Below are 18,590 nucleotides of genomic sequence, written 5' to 3' on the forward strand. Positions count from 1 at the left end.
TGCTACCGCTGCGCGGCAGATCGCGGGACAAGCCACGCTCCTACAGGGACAGCATCAACCTGACGTTTCTGTTTGATCGTTCCCACGCTCCGCGTGGTAACGCAGCGACTGACGCTCCGCGTCAACGTGGACGCAGAGCGTCCTGGCAGGCATTCCCACGCAGAGCGTGGGAACGATCGATCTATCTCGTCTGCGCTGCAATACCTGTGGGAGACGTCCGAGGTTACGAGGGGATGGGCCGCACTTCGGACGAATGCGGCGGGTCAGATACATCAACGCTGAATGACACGCCGCATTCGTCAGCTGCCGCCCGAACCCGACTATTCGCGTAGTTGCCAGCCCCGCCGCGCCAACGGCAAATCCACCAGCCGTCGCCCTACCGCCTGGCTCAACGCATTCCCCAGCGCCGCCGCCATCGGCCCCTGCACAATCTCCGCTGCCCCCAGAAACGGCTGGCCCGGCTGATCGATCAATTCCACCTCGACCTGACGCGGCAACGCTGGAAACCGGATGATCGGATAACCGCTCCAGTCATAACTGCGCACACCCTGCGGGTCATAATCCACCTGCTCGTAGAGGGTCCAGCTGGCCGATTGAACGATCCCGCCCTCGACCTGATTGCGCAGACCGTCTGGCGTCACGATCTGCCCGACATCCACCGCCGTCACCACCCGGTCGATCATCACCTCGCCTGTTTGTCGCTGGACGTGCACCTGAACCGCGATCGCGCAGTAGCCCATGATGTTCTTGTAACGGGCGAACGCAAAACCGATACCGCTCCCGGGACCTGGCGCCTTTTGCGGCCAGCCAAACGCTTTGGCCGTGTGCTCGATAACGGCCCGTGCGCGGGGGTCACTGAGGTTCTGCAAGCGAAACTGAACCGGATCGACACCCGCCTGTGCCGCCATCTGGTCCATCGCGCTTTCAATGCTGAAGACGTTGATGTGCGCCCCCAGCGAACGCATCGCCGACGTCCGGAACGGCATCTGCGTGACGAAGGTCATGTTGATCCGGCTGCTGGCGACGTCGTACAGCGGCACGACGTTTCGGTCGCCGTCGCCCTCGGGCTGCGCGATGGGCACCGAAGGCGACGGCGTAAAGGGTCGGGCCAGTAACCATGAGGGCATCAAGCGACCTGCGTTGACGATCCGCTCGTTGTGCGGCGTGGTCCACAGTTCGGTGTTCCAGTGCTGCAAGCGACCGGAACCGTCCATACCGACATCCAGCTCGACACGCATGGCCGAGCTGTAGGGCTCCCAGAGGTTTTCCTGCTCGCGCATCCATTGCAGCCGCACCGGCTGGCCTGGCATCGCCATCGCGATCAACGCCGCGTCGGCGGCAGCATCGTCGGCGCCGTTGTGGCCGTAACACCCTGAACCTTCGACGTGGATGCAACGCACCTGCTGCACAGGCAGACCCACCATTTCGGCGATGCCCGCACGCAAGGGGTAAACACCCTGGGTGTGCGTCCAGACCGTCAACACGCCGTCCTTGAACCAGGCAACCGAACACGACGGCCCGATAGAGCCATGCATCAGGTATTGCTTGGTGACCTTGGTCTTCCAGCCGTGGGGCACGGGCGCATCCGGCGTGCCTTTGCTGGTAATGGGATACCGCCGTGAAGGAAGCTCGGTGAGCAATTGATGTATGTTTCGGGCGTCAGGCAACGGGTTCCCATCGGACCAGCGCGCCACTTCATAGCCTTTGCGCATGGCCTTGATCGCCTGCCACTCGTCCTTGGCGACCACCGCCAGGTAGCTGCCGTCGCGCACCAGCTTGAGCACGCCGTTCATTTGCTCGATGACCGCCTGATCGATTTCCAGCAACTGGCTGCCGCGCCTGGGCGGACGGATGACCCGCGCATGCAGCATGCCGGGCAGACGCATGTCCTGCACGTAGCTGGCGACGCCGCTGACTTTGCCCGGAATGTCCAGACGCGGCATCGAGTGGCCGATCAATGTGAAGTGTTCGGGAGATTTTTTCGGCGAATCGGCACTCGCATAGCGGTGCAGTTGCACGCCCGCAACGGCCTGAACGTAGGTCATGGATCGACCTTCACGACCCAGCACGTTCCCGTCTCGGGTACTCAGGGTGTCGACCGGTTGCCCCCATTGCCGCGCAGCGGATTCCAGCAGCAACTGTCGAACCTGCGCAGCGGCGTTGAACAATGCCGTGCCGCTGTCGAACATCGTGTGGCTGCCCGCCGTGTAGCCCTCGTTGGGTGTCAACGCGGTGTCGGCTGTCAGGAACCGGATCGACTGGGGCGTGACCTCAAGGCGCTCGGCGGCGACTTGCAGCAACGCCGTCTTGACGCCTGTCCCCAGTTCGACCTTGCCGGTGTACACGGTAATGCCGTCTTTCTCGTCGATGCGAATCCACGCATCGAGGAACGGGTTCGTGCGCAGGCTGCCCGGTAAGTCCGGCGCCAGCACCTGAGTCCCGAGGGTGTCGACTTCGGTATCGGCAAACGCCCGACCGGCGCCCGGAACCATGGCGAACCCGACCACCAGCGCACCATTGATCAGGAAGGCGCGGCGGCCCTGATCCACCTCATCATGACGGTTCTTCATGCTTTCACCCCGCTGGCGACCACGGCCTTGATCGCCGAGAAGATCCGCATGTGAGTCCCGCAGCGGCACAGGTTGGGCGCCATGTGTTCGCGAATCTGTTCATCAGAAGGGTGCGGCACCGTCTCGATCAAGGCCTGAGCGCGCATGATCATGCCGGCGATGCAGTAACCGCATTGCGCGGCCTGCGCGTCGATGAACGCGGCCTGCAATGGTCCCGGCTTGTCGGCGCTGCCGAGCCCTTCCACGGTGCGGACCGTTTTGCCCGACGCCGCGGCGGCCGGTACCAGGCAGGAAAACACCGGTTTGTCGCCGACCATCACGGTGCACGCGCCGCACTGACCCAGGCCACAGCCGTACTTGGCACCGTTGAGTTCCAGATGATTACGCAAGGCATATAACAGGGGCATGTCGGGATCGATATCCAGCTGATGATCCTTGCCGTTGACGTTCAAGGTGATCATTTCGACTCCCCCTCATGACGAATCGTGGTGACGGTTTTTTCAAGGTCGGCCCATGGTTTGGCGGCACACGCCTGACCGCGCAGGTAACCGGCCAGTGCGGCGACGTGAGCGTCGTCGAGGGAGTCAGCGAACCCTGGCATGTAATGACTGGGCGCGCGGGTCGACAACGGAATGCCTTCGAGGATCGTTTTGATCAGGTTGCGCGGACTGTCCGAGGTCGCTGCAGACACCACGCTCAGGCCTGGGCGGCCGTCAATCGTGCGCATCGGGGCACCACCGCCATGGCAACCTGCACAGGCGCCTGCGAACAACGCCGCGCCTTCGCTTTGATCGGGTTTGGTTGCTGCGGGCGGAGCCGCAACGCAACTCGACACCGGCGCAGTTTTGTCAGCGCTCAGGCTGAGGATGTATTCAGCGACGGCTTCGGCATCCGCCCGAGGCAGCTGCGCCATGCTCAGGCTCACGGGTAGCATCGGCCCGGCGGCGCCACCATGACCCGGCGCGACTTCACCGCGCAGGTAAGCCACCAGTTGCTCCGGCGTCCACGGATTGGCCGCCTGGGCCATGCCGGTCAGGGCCGGCGCGTGCCAGCCATCCACCAGACCGCCCCCCAGATGCTCGCTGGATTTTTCGCCACCGATGAAGTTGAGAGGCGTGTGGCACGACGAGCAATGCCCTGCGCCCTCGACAAGATAACGCCCTCGGTTCCAACGTTCCGACTGCCCTGCGACCGGCACCAACGGGTCGTCGCGAAGGAACAGCAGGTTCCAGAACGACACCAGTGGCCGGAAGTTCATCGGGAACATCATGTGATTTTCCGGCGCGCGCGCCTGCACCGGGTCGACGCTCATCAAATAAGCGTAAGCGTCGCTGATGTCGGCGTTCGACATCCGGCTGTAATGCACGTAGGGGAACGCCGGGTAAAGAAAATGCCCGTCGCGGGAGATGCCTTTGCGCATCGCACGAACAAAGGCTTCTTCCGGCCAATTGCCGATGCCGGTATCCCGGTCAGGGGTGATGTTGGTGGTGTAGAGGGTGCCGAACGGCGTCACCAGCGGCAGCCCGCCCGCCATGTAGGCACCGCCGGGTCGCGTGTGGCAGACCGCACAGTCGCCCTGCTCCACGACCCGGGCGCCGCGCTCGATCTTCGTGGCGTCCGCCGTGACCGGCGTGTCGAGCGGTTTGATGGACGGGCGCCACATCATCACGGCGCACACGATTACGCCGATCAATGCGATCAGCAACACTGCCCAGAGCGTCATTCGCTTCATGGTCGGGCCTTCCTCGGATTCACGGCTTGTCGAGCGGAGAATCTAGCGGTCGGCTCGCAGATCGGCTTGTACCGCCGTGCTCATTCCGACGCCTGACTCGAAAAAAGTCCCATGCCTCGTTGCCGATTGCGCCAGGCGCTGGGGGTTTCACCGGTCAGGCGGGTGAACACGCGGGTCAGGTGTGGCTGATCGGCAAACCCGCAATCCTGCGCGATCTGCGCCATGGGAATGGGCGGCACGGCGCGCAGCAGTTCTCGCGCACGCTCGACGCGCATTTTCAACAGCCAGGCATGAGGCGCGATGCCTGTCGCCTGTTTGAAGGCCCGGGAAAAGTGGCTGCGGGTCAGTGCGCATTCCTGGGCAATGCGTTCCACCGACAGTTCACCGTCCAGCTGACTGGCGATCATGTCCTTGGCGATGGCCAACTGTGCAGGGGTCAGTGACGCGTGGGGCTTTCCGGATACCGGCGCAACACGCCCGTACCGATCGATGGCGTGGCTGCACATTGCCAATAACAGATGATCGAGAAACAGTCGGTTAGCCGTCTCGGGTTGCTGTAAAGCGGGCAACATCGCCTGGGCCAAGTGAAACAGCACGGCGTCCTGAGCACCGCCCTGCTCGTACCGAAAGACGCCCATTTTCTTGCCGCCGCGCTCAGCCTGCAGCTCGTCCAGTGTCTGGCGGGAGATCGTCAGTCGAAGGTTGTCGTAAGCCGAACGATGCTGGCAGCGCAGCTCGTTGCCCATGAAGGGCAAGGACACGCTGCCCGCGTGATAGCCGCCAGAATAATTAAGCCGTCGTCCGTGCCACAAACGATGGGCGGCGAAATCCTGCAGTTGGACGATGATCGAGAACGCATCGAGACAGGGAATATCGATGACTTTTTCAGGGTCGGGCGTTGTCTGTCTGATGCGCACGGCGGTGAATCTGTCATGGCTCAGCTGTTTGATCAGGGGCGCATTCAAGGATGCCTCCTCGTCTGAATCCTGTTTGATGAGTTCAGCCAACCGTCCACTCCCTGTATAGGGACGGCTGGCTTGCGGCAATCTTAGTCGACCAAAGGCACGTGTGCCGCACGCTGATAAGGACCGTACTCGACCGGCACCCACTGGAAATGCTTGCCGACCGCTACGATGTGGCCGGTGCCGGGGAACGGCAAATGGGCGGCCGCGACCCAGATCTTGCGCTTAGCTGCATCGCTGAAGACGGCATCGCGGCTGGCGATGGCGTTATTGCTGTTTTCATCGAAGGCGATGCTGACCTCCGGGTGCTCGAACTGCACGGCGAGGTTGTGCACCAGGTCGCCGATGAACAGGATGCTTTGCCCGTTCGAGGTGAACTGATAAGTCGTGCTGCCCGGCGTGTGCCCCGCCTCCAGCGTGGTGCGCACTTCAGCGACAGGGGACTGGCCCGCATCGAAGGTCTTGAAGCGACCGGCCGCCACGTAAGGCGCCGTCGAATCCTGGGCGATCTTGAAATAGGCTTTGGCTTGTTCCGGTACGCGATTCAGTGCCGTCGGGTCCAGCCAGTAATCGGCTTCGGGTTTGGCGGCATAGACCGTGGCATTGGCAAACACCGGCTGCTTGTTGGCGTCGACCAGCCCGCATACGTGATCCAGGTGCAGGTGGGTCAGCAGGATCGTATCGATTTGTTCCGGCTGATACCCGGCGGCCTTGATGTTCTGCGGCAGCATGCCGGCGGTTTCACCGATGCACTGCCCGGCGCCGGTGTCGACCAGGATCAGGTTTTTGCCGGTATTGATCAGAAAGGCATTGAACGCGGTCTGAACGCCCGGGGTTTCGATGGCATGCCGGGCCAAGAGCGCACGAATCTCTTCGGGCTTCATGCCTTTGAGCAACTTGGGTGACAGGTCGTTGTAACCATCGAACAACGCGGTGACTTCGTAATCGCCCACGGCAAGGCGGAAATAACCCGGCGCCTGGGTTTTCTGCTGGGCAGGGGGTTGCGCGGCGGCGAAGGGGATGGACAAGGCCATGCCCAGTCCCGCAATCATGGCCAGGGGAAACAGAGAAGCGCGCATGGGAAGCCTCGAATCGATGTATAGAGAGGCGCTCGATGGTGAGGCTCGCGTGCGCCGCGCGATTGAAGCAATGTGCTTGTTTTGGGAGCGCCTCTTCACCTCGCGCTTCCCGTTCCCGCATAGAGGGGTTGCAGGGCTTCTGGCTGCACGAACGCCCGCCTGCTGCAGCCCCACGCCTCTTCGGTTATAGACAGCTCGCCACCTGTGTCCCTACCATCCGCGCATGCCACAGCGACCTGCAACTTTCTAGCGGATATCCCTCAATGTCTACAGCCGTCCCCCACTACTCGCTGGCCTGGAGCCTGCTTCTGCTGTTGGCCGACGTGGTCGCCTGGCACCTCCTGGCCGACCGCAACCGCCTGGCGCGGATCGCCACTCGCCTGGCCGGATTTGTCGCCTATAGCCTGGTGATCATCAATGCCGGCGTCAGCCCGCTGGAAGCGCCGGCCTGGCCGGACGACAGCGCGCTTCAGTTTGGCGCGACGGCGCTGGCGATTGTCTGGTGGATGTATGCGGCTCGCACCCTGACCGTCTTGTTGGGCCTGTTGCTGACGGGACGCGTCGGCCACAGTGGGCGACTGTTGCAGGAGGTCATTGGCGCAGTGATCTTCCTGATCGCCATCGTGGCGGCCGCCGGTTATGTGTTGCAGTTGCCGGTGAAAGGTCTGCTGGCGACCTCCGGCGCCATGGCGATCATCGTCGGCCTCGCGTTGCAGAGCACATTGAGCGACGTGTTCTCCGGGATCATTCTCAACACCACCAAGCCCTATCAGGTGGATGACTCGATCTCCATTGATGGCATGGAAGGCAAGGTCATGGACATAGACTGGCGCGCCACGCACCTGCTGACCGGGGTCGGCACAATGGTGGTGATCCCCAACTCGGTGGCGGCCAAGGCGAAAATCGTGAATTTGAGCCGACCGGCCAATATTCACGGGGTGTCCATCAACATCATGATGTCGCCGCATATCCGCCCGCGTCGGGTACTCGATGCACTTGAACGCGCTTTGCAGGGTTGCAGCGCGCTGCTGCCGACACCCCGCCCCCGCGCCGTCGTCAAAGACACCAGCCCGACGACCATTGAATACTCCGTCACCGGTTTCATCAGCGACCTGGCGAACAAGAGCGATGTGCGCAATTTGCTGTTCGACCTGGCGTATCGTCACCTGGAAGCGGCCGGTATTGCCTGGCAGTCGGAAACCACGGCCGAAGCCGTGTCGCGCCCGAGGGCATTGCTGGACGAAGTGAAGATTTTCCGCACCAGCACAGCCGACGAGAAAGCCCAGTTGGCGCAGACCATGGTGTCGCGCGAATACACGACCGGTCAGACCATCGTCGAACTAGGGGACATCACTGACGGGCTGCTGGTCATCGCCACCGGCGTGGTCTCGGCCAACGTGCCGGATGGCAGCACTATGGTCGAGGTCGGGCGTATGGGCCCGGGCGAAGTGATGGGCGAACAGAGCGTACTTGCCGATACCCCTTCGGAGGCGCGCTTCATCGCCCTCACCTCCTGCGTCGTCTACCGCATCGACAAAGCCGCCACCCGCCAGTGCATGGAACACCGCGCCGACATCACCACCGCGCTGAACAAACTGCAGGCGATTCGTCAGCAAAGCACCCAGCATGTACTGCTGCGCAAACCGGTGATCATCAAGAAGAACAATTTTCTGGGCTGGTTGCAGAAGCGTTGATCAACAGGTTCGATGCCTGCTTCAGGTTTCGTCTTCGCTGCGATACCTGTGGCAGACGTCCGAGGTTACGAGGGTATGGGCCGCACTTCGGACGAATGCGCTGGGTCAGGTGCATCAAGGGTGAATGACAACTCGTATTCGTCAGCAAGCTGACTCCCACAGGTCCGGTTCCTGCTCCATATTTCGTCTGCGCCGCGAGACCTGTGGGAGACGTCCGAGGTTACGAGGGCAGCGAATGCGCTGGGTCAGGTACATCAAGGGTGAATGACACGCCGCATTCGTCAGCAAGCTGACTCCCACAGGTCCGGTGCCTGCTCCATATTTCGTCTGCGCCGCGAGACCTGTGGGAGACGTCCGAGGTTACGAGGGTATGGGCCGCACTTCGGACGAATGCGCTGGGTCAGGAACATCAAGGGTGAATGACAACTCGCATTCGTCAGCACGCTGACGCCCACCGATCTGAGGTGCAACCGCAGGTCCAGTAGACGCAGAGCGTCAGAGCCTGCATCCCCACGCGGAGCGTGGGTACGATCAAATCCTGCTTCCGCTCGAAAGGCTTGGGCGCGCTCCACGCATAAAGCGCATTGCATACAAATGCCCCTGATCCACACAGCACCAGGGGCCGTTGAAACGCTTTCAGGTCATTCGTCTTCCAGCAGCGAACGCAGCATCCACGCCGCTTTTTCGTGGACCTGCATACGCTGAGTCAGCAGGTCGGCAGTGGGTTCGTCGCTGACCTTTTCCAGCAGCGGGAACAGCCCGCGAGCGGTTCGGGTCACGGCTTCCTGGCCTTCCACGAGCTGTTTGATCATGTCGGTGGCCGCGGGTACGCCCGGCTCTTCCTTGATCGACGACAGGCGTGCGTAAGTCGAATAGGTGCCGGGTGCGGGAAAGCCCAGCGCCCGGATCCGTTCGGCTATGGCGTCGACGGCGGTGGCGAGTTCCGTGTATTGCTCCTCGAACAACAGGTGCAAGGTACGGAACATGGGACCTGTGACGTTCCAGTGAAAGTTGTGAGTTTTGAGGTACAGCACGTAGGTGTCGGAGATCAGCCGCGACAGCCCCTCGACGATCTCTGCGCGATCCTGTTCGTTGATGCCGATTTCAATAGCCATGTTGTTGCTCCCTGATGGTCTGTTTTCTCGTGATGAGACCATTGTAGGGAGCCGTTCACCGGGTCGGAAATCAGCCGTGGCAATCGCGGCCATCAACAATCGCTATGGCTGCGTGCGGTCTGGCCGGGTCAATCCGAGCTTGTCGATGCGGTAGCGCAGCATGTCGCGGGTCAACCCCAGCAGGCGTGCCGACTTGGTCACGTTCCAGTCAGTTTTGTCGAGGACCTTGCGCACCATTTCATTTTCCACTTCAGGCAGGTTCATGTTGCCCAGCCCCTCGTCTGCCAAGGGCGATTGAGGGTGCGGTTGATAGGACGACTGAGACTGCGCCTGGCCTTGATGCGAGGGTGCCTGAGGATTGAACGGCTGCATGAACCCGTGAGGCGTCATCGGCTCATCCATCAGGCTCATGCACAAGCCCAACTGATGCGGGGCGATGCAGCTGTTTTGCGTCAACAGCACTGTCTGCTCGAGCATGTTGCGCAGTTCGCGGACGTTACCCGGCCAGCTGTAACTGCGCAGCAGGTGTTCGGACTCGGCACTGAAATACAGATCGGTCTTGCCATAGCGCTTGCCATGCAACTGCAGGAAGTGCCGCGCCAGGCGGATGACATCGTCGCCCCTTGCCTGCAAGCGCGGCACCTTGATGGAGATGATGCGCAGGCGGAAAAACAGGTCACGACGGAATTTACCCTGCTGCACCATCTGTTCGAGGTTGCAATTGGTGGCGCTGATGATCCGCAGGTCTACCTTGCGCTCCTTGACCGAGCCGATCCTGCGCACCGTGCGGTCTTCGAGCAATTTGAGCAACTTGGCCTGCAGCAACAGATCCATTTCTCCGACTTCATCAAGGAACAGCGTGCCACCGTCCGCGGCTTCCACCAAGCCCGTGCGGCGATCCTTGGCGTCGGTAAAAGCGCCTTTCTCATGACCGAACAGCTCGGCCTCGATTAAATGCGCCGGGATCGACGCACAGTTGAACTCCACGAACGGCCCTTTGGCACGGGGTCCATCGAAATGCAGGGCGCGGGCAATCAGCTCCTTGCCGGTGCCGGTGTCGCCTTCGACGAGCACCGGTGGCAGGTCGCTGCTGGTCATGCGGCGCTCGGCGTCGAGCAGCTGGGTGACCACGCCCTTGACGTGCATCATTGCCGGCGAGTCGCCAATCAGGGCTTGCAGGCCGGAATGCTTGGCCTCCCGGTCCTGATAAAAGGACAGCGTTCGCTCCAGACGTTCGGCGGCCAGCGCCTTGTCCAGCAGCAGCTTCAGTTCAGGCAGCGCGACCGGTTTGGTCAGGTAATGAAAAGCACCCTCTTTCATCGCCGTGACCGCATCTTCGATGTTGCCGTAGCCGGTCATCATGATGAGCTTGAGGTCCGGCGCGCTTTCCTTGAGTGCATTGATCAGCTCATGGCCGCTCATGCCCGGCAGGGAGTTGTCGGTCAGTACGACATCAGGGCGCCAGTTCTGCAACAGCTTCAGCGCATCCTCGGCCGAATGACACACCCTGGCCTCGAAGTCCCGACGCTCCAGATAGGTCTGGATATTGCTGGCCAGGAGCTCGTCATCTTCAACCACCAGTATGCTGTGTTCCATCGAGTACCCCTCCCGCCGCAATTTTGAACGTCAGTTTCACACGGGTACCTTCCTGTTCACGGCTGGTCAACGAGACCTTGCCGGAGAACCGCTCCATGATCCGCTTTACCAGAACCAGCCCCACGCCCAGACCTCCCTGCTTGGTCGTGAAGAAGGGTTTGAACACCATTGCCTCCTGCTGCCGGGACATGCCCTTGCCGTTGTCTGTCACCGTCAGGTAAACCCGGCCGCTGGCAGGCTCGGAAACGACGTCAATCTTCAACTTGCCGTCTTTGGTCATTGCCTCCAGCGCGTTGGCCATCAAGCTATTCAGGATCTGTGCCAACAAAATTCGCTGGCTGATGACCAGAGGGGTTTCGACCGGGTTGAACTCCACCTCGATATTGGCGCGACGAATCTGCTGTTCGTAGGACTGCAGAACATCCTGCATGCACGACACCACATCCACCGCCTCGGATTCGCCACTGATGGGGCGTAACGAGAGCAGCAGTTCGCGCACCCATTTCGACATGCGGTCGACCTGGTTGATGATGTCGTTGATGTTCTTCTGGGCGGCCGGATCCACCACTTCCAGCGCCAGCTCGGCGCTGGACCGGATCGTCGCCAGCGGGTTGCGCAGGCTGTGCGCCACAGCCGATGACATCTCGCCCAAAGCGGCGAACTTCTCGCTGTTGATCAGTTGCCGTTGCTGGTATTCCAGAAGTCTGGAGGCCCGCCGTACGATCCAGAACAACCCGAGGTAAATCAGCATGCCGCCGATGCCGGTGGACACCCAGATCACGACGTAGCCGCGCTCGATACTGGCGATCAGGTCCTTGGGTTCCTTATAGATTTCGACGATTGCGAGCACGTCTTTTTCTTCTGCGTCGAACAGCGGGACGTAATTCTCGATGAATAGATAATCCGGGGGATTCAGGAACTTCTGCTCGTTCTGATGGCGTTGGGTTTCATGGTGCGCGCTGCCGGTTCGTTGCCGCGAACGGAACGCCGCTTCAAGGTCGTCGTTTCCAAGAATGGCCTTGCCGATCAAGGCCGGATTGGTCGACCAGATGATCACACGGTCCGAGGCGTAGACGTTGACGAGCAAGGCATCAGGCAATGAAGAAATGTGATCGAGAAACTCGTCCCGGGATTTGCGCCGCGTCTCCGGGTCGACATCCGCCACCGGCAAATCGCGCCGCGTATCCAGCAGTTCGGCCATGGTGCGGGTGGTTGGAATTTCAGCATGGCGGATTTCCGCACTGGCAATCGCATGGACGAATTGAGAGGTCAGCAGGGAGTCACGCTGGACCGCTTCACTGATGACGAAACGGGTGGAAATCAGCCCCAATCCAATAGCCACCGAAGCGATGACCAACAAGCTGACGATTGAAAACCAGCGCAGCAGGTTGAAGCGAGGCCGTGGTTTTTTTTCGAGTTCTTTGATGCTGGCTTGAGTCAGCATTTCACTGCGCCCTATAGATCCCATGACAGCCGTCCTGGTCACTTTTTAAAGTCGGTATAGCGCAAGGCATTGCTTTGCGACAGCTGATTTTTAGCGGCCTCCATCGCAATTGATATCATGGTGACACCATTTCGAATGACCGTTCGGCGCTTAGTCCCTGATAGCCAAGGGACTTTTCAAAAATTGATTGAACTTTTTTGAACGATCACCGTCCGTCCGACATTTTCATCGGTTTTCACGGGTGTCTTCCCCAGCCGTTCCCCAACAGTGGGGAGAGCGCCCCACTCCCCACACTGTTTCACCTGCGCAACGCCACGTCCCACTCTCGGGACCTGAACCTGCGGCCCCTCTAAATCAAGGCTCGCCAGCGATATTCAGCATTCTGGTACAGATGTTGCGCTGCCCGTCCCAGCCTCCTGGAACCGACGCCTTCGTCCGACTCACGCCAGAGGCAGGTTCATTGCGAGAGGGAAGACAAATGCCCAGCAAATTGACCCCCGCCGTAACGTTGCTGTCATTGATCGCAGCGATTCACGGTTCCGCCCAGGCCGCGCTGTTCGCGGTCGATCAGGGCCCCTACAGTCCGCAAAACGGTAACTTCGCCCAGTGGTATCAAGACACGCACGGTCGCACGCTCGACTTGTGCCTGGGCAAGGCACTGAGTTCCCGGGTCCCTTCCACCCCTGGGGTTCCATCGTATATGTGCACCCTGGCTGTCGCCGCTGGCGTGTTCGACGACACCCAGCCCACCGTGTTTCCGACCAACTTTCCTGACGAAGCGTTCTGGTTTCTGGCCGATGCCGCGATCCCGACGGCTGGCGCCACCGCGCTCAACCTGAAATACACGGCAGCCCTGGAGGCGGCGTTTGGTGGGGGCGATCCCGCGCCGAACGACCAGATCAGTTTTGCGCGGATTCGTATCCGGATGGACGCTCCCGTCGCAGGGACCTACACGATCACTCACCCCTACGGCGTCGATGTTTTTCAGGTGGACACACCCGGCACCAAAGCCATCAACATGACCCGCGACATCGGCATCGGCTCACCTGGAAATTACAGCGGAGCGCTGACGGGCGACGTCGGCCCCTTCCTGCGCAGCGTGAACGGCCCCTACATCGAGACTGACCCGACGACAGGCATCGCCTCAAGTTATATCGGCGATCCCAACCTGACGGAACAGGTGACCGGCAGCCCGTTCAACACCAACTTCATTCATGTCGAAGGCCCCAACGGCATTGACGGGCGCACCGACGTGTTCGGCATCACCGGCAAGCTGTCCACGGTCGTTCGGCCAACCCCGACGATCGTTCAGCGCGCCACGTACTCCCGCAAGACCGGGGGCACAGGCAACAGCGGCGTTCAGGCCCAGGAAGACGTGTTCTCGCTGGCGCCCCCACCGCCCGGCACTTCGCAATACGTCGACACCGACAACTCCACCATTGCCATGACCGAAGCCAATGGGACCGGCAGCTGGTACGGCCAGTCCACGGCCAACCCGACCCTGCCCGTCAACCTGCAGGTCACCGCCGACAACCATCTGGCGATTCCGCAGAACACGCCGACCACGGTGCCCCATGCGTTAACCGACCTGGTGAGCATCGACACGGCCAATTACAGCCTGTCGTCCGGACAACTCACCCTGGTTGCCAGCACCAGTGACGCGGCCACCGCGACCTCACTGACGGCCACCGGCAGTTCCGGCGGCGCCATCGGCACCCTCAGTGGCGACGGCGCGATCAAGACATTGACGACCGGCATTTCGCCGATCCCACCGGCCAAGGTCACGGTGACATCGGCCAACGGCGGCAGCGATACCGAAGAAGTGGTGATCGTTCCCTGATCGTAACCACTCCTTGCTCTCGAATCTGGAGGCAACATGAACAGTTGGCCAAGTCTGATTTTCGGCGCCATGAGTCTGATCGCAGTCAGTGAGGCGGCGTTTGCCGGTCTCTCGGCAGTGGACCCTGGGCCTTATACCGTCGCCACAGGACGTTTCCCCAAGTGGTACAAAGACCAGAACGATCTGTCGCTGGAACTGTGCCAGTCCAGGGCCGTGAGCTCACGGGTCGCGGCGACCGTTCCACCGGCTTACATGTGTACCCTCGGCGCGGTGCCGGGGCTGTATGACGACGCGTTTCCGATGGTCTATCCGGACAACTTCCCGGATGAGATGTTCTGGTACCTGCTCCAGGCCCAATTGAAAACCAACGTGAGCCCCATCGCGGGTTACGGGCTGGAAATCTACACGGCCGGCGTGGAAGCGGCGTTCGCCACCGATCCACCCACGGACGGTTCACAGCAGAGCTTCGCGCGGATTCGCATCCGCATCGACATCCCGGCCGGTCGTCCCGGGACGTACACCGTCACCCATCCATATGGCGTGGACACCTTCAATGTGACCACCACCGGCCGTCGGGCGATCAACCTCACCCGTGACATCGGCATCGGTGCCGCCGGCGACTTCGGTGGCGCGCTAAACGGCAACCTGGGCCCGTTCATCAAAGGCGTCGGTGCTCCTTACACCGAGGTCGATCCGGAAACCGGCAGCGTCAACACCTACATTGGCGACCCCAATGTGCCGGAGGCAATTGTCGGCAGTCCGTTCGGCACCAACTTCGTGAAAATCGAAGGCCCAGCCGGGACGCTCATCCAGAACCTCTTCACCGTCAGCGGCAAGGTGCTCGACCCAAGGGTTCAAACCCCGGTCGAGGTCAAACGCGGCACTTACAGCCGCAACGGCTCCGGCACCCGGATCGAGTTGTTCGCCTCATCCCCGAACAGCTCAAGCCTGTGCTATCGCGAAACACTCGCACTGGTTCCCGGCACCCCGGCTTCACCTTGCCAATTCAATATGCTCAGCGACAACAACGGCAACTTCTTCGTGGCGCATTCGGCCTCGACGCTGCCGCCGTTCGTGATCCTCACCGCGAGCAACCCGGTTGGCACCACCAAGCCCACCGCTGTTTCGACCAAGCTGGTGGACGTGGTGAAAATCCGCACCGCGCGCTACTCGTGGGACAACCACACCTTGGTAATGGAAGCCACGTCGAGTGACGAAAGCTCAGTCCCTGATTTGCTGGTCCAGGGTTTTGGACGCATGTCCAAGTCTGGCACCACCCAGCAGTTGAGCGTGCCGAACCTGACGCAGCCGCCGGCCTTCGTGACGGTCAAATCGGCCAGGGGCGGTTCCGACACCGAGCCCGTGACCGTCGTTGGCACCGCACCGAATACCGGCGCCAACCAGCCTCCCGTGGTGGTCAATGACACCGGCACCACTGGCTTCGGCGTCCCTCTGACCTTGAGCGTGCTGACCAACGACAGCGATCCGGACGGCGACCTGCCGCTGACCATCAGCGACCTGACCCAACCGGCCTCCGGCCAGGGCACCGTGGCACTGAACGGCACGACCTCGATCGTCTATACGCCGCCCGCAGTGGTCAACGCGCCGATCACGGCCACGTTCACCTACAAGGCTGTGGACAGCAAAGGACTGAAGTCGACCTCGGCGGCCACTGTCAGCGTCACCGTAACGCCTAACCGTCCACCGGTTGCCGGTGCCGACACGGGCGCAACGCTGGCCGGAACACCATTGGTTGTCAACGTACTGGCCAACGACACCGACCCTGAGGGCAACGTGCCGCTGAGCGTGACCAACCTGACTCAGCCTGCTGTCGGACGCGGCACGGTGACCACCAATGGCACCACCGTGACCTACACGCCGCCTGCGACGATCACCGCACCGTTCACCGCGACCTTCACTTACCAGGCAGCGGATTCCTTCGGAGCGTTGTCGACACCGGCCACGGTCAACGTCTCGGTCACCGCGCCTCCGGCCGGCACCGAAACCCTGACCATCACGGCGGCAACCGTGCAGGTACGCGGCGGCGGCGCGCTGTTCAGCTGGGATATTTCGGGCACCAGTTCGGTGACGACGGGCAACACCATCGTCATCCGGGTGACCACACCGACCGGCGTGCAGGAGCTTGATCGTGTGACGGTGCCTGTCACGGGTCGCTGGAGAAGTTCGGTGGTGAACACCATCGCACCGTCGGCCACCAACCCGACCGCCACCGCGACCTCGTCCAAAGGCACGGTCCGGACACTGCCGATCACCGTTCGTTGATGAAACCGGCCCGCCTGTGTGCACACGCAGGCGGGCCAACGTCGCTGGCCGCACACGCGGCCTGGGACAGGAGAACACCATGTCAGTCAGCCGTTGCCGTTTCCTGTATCGCACCGCCCTGCTTGTAGTGCTGGGCACGGTTTGCCTGTCGGCGCAGGCGGACGAGTTCATGGGCGGTGACGAACTGGGTGGCGGTTCGGAGTTGGGCGATGCGCCGATCAACTTTCCCGGAAGTTCGATCATCGGCCAGCACGCGACGATCCTGCAGCAGGGCTCGTCGAACATCGCCAGCCTGTCGCAAAGCGGCAGCTCGTTGTTGGGCAACATCGTTCAGGTCGGCAGTGCGCAAGAAGCCTACATCCTGCAACAGGGCTCCAATCTCTCGGCGTCCATCAACCAGCAGGGTTACGGCAACCAGGCGGACATCACACAGACCGGTTCGAACAATCAGGCAGCAATCACGCAAAACGGCGCCAACAACAGCGCCAGCATCAAACAGGCAGGCACAGGGCTGCAGAGCAGCATCAGTCAGTCTGGAAATGGCCAGAGCGTAGAGGTTCGTCAGCTGCATTGACGCGCTCGACACCTCGGCAACCAACCATCAGGAGTTCTACATCATGATTTTTAAACTCACCCCTGTCGCTGCTGCTGTTCTGGTCATGCTTACCGGACACGCCATGGCAGCGAACAGCCTGTCCACCCAGTACCAGAACGGAACGGGCAACACCGCCGACGTGCAGCAGATAACGGCCGCCCAGGCCAGTGTCCAGCAGGTGCAGATCGGTGACGGCAACGACACCGCTGCCTTCCAGCAGGACACCAATTCACAGATAGACCAGCTGCAAAACGGCAACCAGAACGGCGCGTATGGCGAGCAGCTTCAGGAGGTCGCCAGCAAGATCACCCAGCGCCAGGCCGATCAGCGCAACAACACCCATGCCAGTCAGTCGTTGGGTAGCGGCAACCAGATCACGACACAACAGTCGGGCAACAACAATATGGTCTTTGCCTATCAGGACAGCCAGATTGGCAGCACGATCATCACGGACCAGGCCGGCAGCGCGAACGACATCGCCGCCGAGCAACTGTTCGGCGGCAGCAACAACAGTTCGCAGATCACCCAGCGTGGCGATGGTAACCAGGGCTACAGCGAGCAGGTCAGCCACTTCAACGGGCAGATCCAGATCAACCAGAACGGCGAAGGCAACTACGCCTACACCGACCAGCGCAATGGCCTGGGTGGCTCGATCACGGTGGATCAGCTGGGTCAGTACAACACCGCGCAGATGTTCCAGGACGCGCAGACCAACAGCCATTCGAGCGTCAACCAGACCGGGACCTTCAACGAAGGCATTGTCGATCAGTACCAGGGCGCCAACAACCTGGGTGCGATCATCCAGTGGGGCGATCGCAACGCTGCAAGCGTCACGCAATACTTCGTCACCAGCAGCAACACCAACGTGTCCCAGAATGGCCAGGACAACTTGCATTACAGTTCCCAGGACGGCACTGGTCACAACCTGACGGCCGTTGCGACCGGCTCGGGAAACAAGGTGTACGCCAGCGATTACGAGAACACCAAGCCGGGTGGGCAGTTCGGGATTGGTCAAACGGCATTCCTGAACCAGAACGGTCAGCAGAACAGCATCAACCTGACCCAGAAAGGCGTCGGCAACCTGACCAACCTGAAACAGGACGGCGCGCGTAACGATGCGAAGGTGACTCAGAACGACAACTACAACGAGCTGTATTTCGAGCAGAACGGCAGCGACAACATTCTGATTGCCGATCAGCGCGGGGATGGTAACTACGCGACGGGCAACAGCTTCGGCAATGGCAACACGACGGACATTACGCAGTCGGGCAGTGACAACCGTTCGTACACCTATCAGGATGGCGATGCGAACATTGCGACGGTCAAGCAGGCTGACAGTTACAACGTGGCGTATGTGAGTCAAACGGGTAATGCGAACACCGCGAACGTGAACCAGAGCTCTACCAATCAGGCGGCGAGTGTGACTCAGGTGGGTTCCGCGAACATGGCGAGCGTGCGTCAGCAATAGTGGTTCAGTTGGCAGTAGAAGCCGCCGAAAGGCGGCTTTTTTGTTTGGTCTCGGGCTGCTGGGCGGACGCCAAATCTGTAGGCGCAATCGGAGGGTTACGACGGTCGCGAATGCGCTGGGTCAGGTACATCAAAGGTGAATGACAACTCGCATTCGTCAGCAAGCTGACTCCCACCGATCTGAGGTGCATCACAGATCCAGTAGACGCAGAG

At 61.2% G+C, this 18,590-nt stretch carries 13 protein-coding genes; 5 read left to right on the forward strand and 8 right to left on the reverse strand.

Annotated elements, in window-relative coordinates; genetic code table 11:
* Positions 1–320: 320 nt before the first annotated feature.
* From ABDX87_RS00715 to ABDX87_RS00735, 5 genes are all read right to left on the reverse strand, one after another.
* Positions 321–2,570: a xanthine dehydrogenase family protein molybdopterin-binding subunit gene (locus tag ABDX87_RS00715; RefSeq protein ID WP_346831104.1), complete on the reverse strand. Its 2,250-nt coding sequence runs from the start codon at positions 2,568–2,570 to the stop codon at positions 321–323.
* Positions 2,567–3,031 carry a (2Fe-2S)-binding protein gene (locus tag ABDX87_RS00720; protein WP_346831105.1) on the reverse strand — a complete coding sequence of 155 codons (465 nt, stop codon included), beginning with the start codon at positions 3,029–3,031 and terminating at the stop codon, positions 2,567–2,569. Before ABDX87_RS00720 ends, ABDX87_RS00715 begins: the two co-directional genes overlap by 4 nt.
* Positions 3,028–4,302, reverse strand: a complete 1,275-nt coding sequence (locus tag ABDX87_RS00725; RefSeq protein ID WP_346831106.1) for a cytochrome c — start codon at positions 4,300–4,302, stop codon at positions 3,028–3,030. Before ABDX87_RS00725 ends, ABDX87_RS00720 begins: the two co-directional genes overlap by 4 nt.
* A gap of 80 nt (positions 4,303–4,382) precedes the next feature.
* Positions 4,383–5,267: an AraC family transcriptional regulator gene (locus ABDX87_RS00730; protein WP_346831107.1), complete on the reverse strand. Its 885-nt coding sequence runs from the start codon at positions 5,265–5,267 to the stop codon at positions 4,383–4,385.
* An 83-nt stretch (positions 5,268–5,350) separates the two neighbouring features.
* A complete protein-coding gene (locus tag ABDX87_RS00735) occupies positions 5,351–6,316 on the reverse strand; it encodes an MBL fold metallo-hydrolase (RefSeq protein ID WP_431061296.1) in 966 nt (321 codons plus the stop codon).
* Positions 6,317–6,606: 290 nt separating this feature from the next.
* On the opposite strand from ABDX87_RS00735, the gene ABDX87_RS00740 reads away from it, so the two are divergent.
* On the forward strand, positions 6,607–8,037 hold the full coding sequence (locus ABDX87_RS00740; protein WP_346831108.1) for a mechanosensitive ion channel family protein: 1,431 nt from the start codon (positions 6,607–6,609) through the stop codon (positions 8,035–8,037).
* Positions 8,038–8,678: 641 nt separating this feature from the next.
* Here ABDX87_RS00740 and ABDX87_RS00745 read toward each other — a convergent pair.
* The 3 genes from ABDX87_RS00745 to ABDX87_RS00755 all read right to left on the reverse strand — a co-directional run bounded on the left by ABDX87_RS00745 (position 8,679) and on the right by ABDX87_RS00755 (position 12,192).
* Positions 8,679–9,152, reverse strand: a complete 474-nt coding sequence (locus ABDX87_RS00745; RefSeq protein WP_346831109.1) for a Dps family protein — start codon at positions 9,150–9,152, stop codon at positions 8,679–8,681.
* 102 nt (positions 9,153–9,254) lie between these two features.
* Positions 9,255–10,748 carry a sigma-54-dependent transcriptional regulator gene (locus ABDX87_RS00750; RefSeq protein WP_346831110.1) on the reverse strand — a complete coding sequence of 498 codons (1,494 nt, stop codon included), beginning with the start codon at positions 10,746–10,748 and terminating at the stop codon, positions 9,255–9,257.
* A complete protein-coding gene (locus ABDX87_RS00755) occupies positions 10,723–12,192 on the reverse strand; it encodes a sensor histidine kinase (RefSeq protein ID WP_346831111.1) in 1,470 nt (489 codons plus the stop codon). Before ABDX87_RS00755 ends, ABDX87_RS00750 begins: the two co-directional genes overlap by 26 nt.
* 478 nt (positions 12,193–12,670) lie before the next feature.
* Here ABDX87_RS00755 and ABDX87_RS00760 point away from each other — a divergent pair, with 478 nt between their 5' ends.
* The 4 genes from ABDX87_RS00760 (at position 12,671) to ABDX87_RS00775 (ending at position 18,378) form a co-directional block, all read left to right on the forward strand.
* Positions 12,671–14,032: a hypothetical protein gene (locus tag ABDX87_RS00760; RefSeq protein ID WP_346831112.1), complete on the forward strand. Its 1,362-nt coding sequence runs from the start codon at positions 12,671–12,673 to the stop codon at positions 14,030–14,032.
* A 36-nt stretch (positions 14,033–14,068) separates the two neighbouring features.
* Positions 14,069–16,315: an Ig-like domain-containing protein gene (locus ABDX87_RS00765; protein WP_346831113.1), complete on the forward strand. Its 2,247-nt coding sequence runs from the start codon at positions 14,069–14,071 to the stop codon at positions 16,313–16,315.
* Between the two features lie 79 nt (positions 16,316–16,394).
* Positions 16,395–16,889, forward strand: a complete 495-nt coding sequence (locus tag ABDX87_RS00770; RefSeq protein ID WP_346831114.1) for a curlin — start codon at positions 16,395–16,397, stop codon at positions 16,887–16,889.
* 43 nt (positions 16,890–16,932) lie between these two features.
* Positions 16,933–18,378 (forward strand): curlin, encoded by a 1,446-nt coding sequence (locus ABDX87_RS00775; protein ID WP_346831115.1) that lies wholly within the window; start codon positions 16,933–16,935, stop codon positions 18,376–18,378.
* Positions 18,379–18,590 lie beyond the last annotated feature (212 nt).

The sequence above is a fragment of the Pseudomonas abietaniphila genome, from assembly GCF_039697315.1.
Lineage (GTDB): Bacteria > Pseudomonadota > Gammaproteobacteria > Pseudomonadales > Pseudomonadaceae > Aquipseudomonas > Aquipseudomonas abietaniphila_B.

Coding starts and splice junctions, on each gene's coding strand:
- ABDX87_RS00715 (WP_346831104.1), bottom strand. CDS start 2,570: ATGAAGAACCGTCATGATGAGGTGGATCAGGGCCGCCGCGCCTTCCTG.
- ABDX87_RS00720 (WP_346831105.1), bottom strand. CDS start 3,031: ATGATCACCTTGAACGTCAACGGCAAGGATCATCAGCTGGATATCGAT.
- ABDX87_RS00725 (WP_346831106.1), bottom strand. CDS start 4,302: ATGAAGCGAATGACGCTCTGGGCAGTGTTGCTGATCGCATTGATCGGC.
- ABDX87_RS00735 (WP_431061296.1), bottom strand. CDS start 6,316: ATGATTGCGGGACTGGGCATGGCCTTGTCCATCCCCTTCGCCGCCGCG.
- ABDX87_RS00740 (WP_346831108.1), top strand. CDS start 6,607: ATGTCTACAGCCGTCCCCCACTACTCGCTGGCCTGGAGCCTGCTTCTG.
- ABDX87_RS00745 (WP_346831109.1), bottom strand. CDS start 9,152: ATGGCTATTGAAATCGGCATCAACGAACAGGATCGCGCAGAGATCGTC.
- ABDX87_RS00750 (WP_346831110.1), bottom strand. CDS start 10,748: ATGGAACACAGCATACTGGTGGTTGAAGATGACGAGCTCCTGGCCAGC.
- ABDX87_RS00755 (WP_346831111.1), bottom strand. CDS start 12,192: ATGCTGACTCAAGCCAGCATCAAAGAACTCGAAAAAAAACCACGGCCT.
- ABDX87_RS00760 (WP_346831112.1), top strand. CDS start 12,671: ATGCCCAGCAAATTGACCCCCGCCGTAACGTTGCTGTCATTGATCGCA.
- ABDX87_RS00765 (WP_346831113.1), top strand. CDS start 14,069: ATGAACAGTTGGCCAAGTCTGATTTTCGGCGCCATGAGTCTGATCGCA.
- ABDX87_RS00770 (WP_346831114.1), top strand. CDS start 16,395: ATGTCAGTCAGCCGTTGCCGTTTCCTGTATCGCACCGCCCTGCTTGTA.
- ABDX87_RS00775 (WP_346831115.1), top strand. CDS start 16,933: ATGATTTTTAAACTCACCCCTGTCGCTGCTGCTGTTCTGGTCATGCTT.